This window comes from Bacillus sp. IT-79MI2, from assembly GCF_949768135.1.
In the GTDB taxonomy this organism is placed as follows: Bacteria; Bacillota; Bacilli; order Bacillales; family Bacillaceae_G; genus Bacillus_A; species Bacillus_A pseudomycoides.
Map to the genome: position 1 here is coordinate 1 of NZ_CATKPV010000027.1, position 308 is coordinate 308.

Sequence of the window (308 nt, forward strand, 5' to 3'; positions counted from 1 at the left end):
TAGTTATTTATTGGAGGTATACCCAAGTCCGGCTGAAGGGATCGGTCTTGAAAACCGACAGGCGGCGAGAGTCGCGCGGGGGTTCGAATCCCTCTACCTCCTCCATTTTATAATAATTAAAATGGAATGATTGGATAGTTAATAAAAACTATTAGATGTACAAAGATAACTAAAAGATATAATTAATATTTACTTCATGGAGGTATACCCAAGTCCGGCTGAAGGGATCGGTCTTGAAAACCGACAGGCGGCGAGAGTCGCGCGGGGGTTCGAATCCCTCTACCTCCTCCATTTTTTTAATAATATAA

2 tRNA genes are annotated in these 308 nt (G+C 42.2%); both read left to right on the forward strand.

What is annotated here, in order from left to right:
* Positions 1-12 precede the first annotated feature (12 nt).
* Positions 13-105 (forward strand) — tRNA-Ser (locus tag ACM6HU_RS02030).
* Between the two features lie 93 nt (positions 106-198).
* A tRNA-Ser gene (locus ACM6HU_RS02035) sits at positions 199-291 on the forward strand.
* The last annotated feature ends 17 nt before the right edge of the window (positions 292-308 follow it).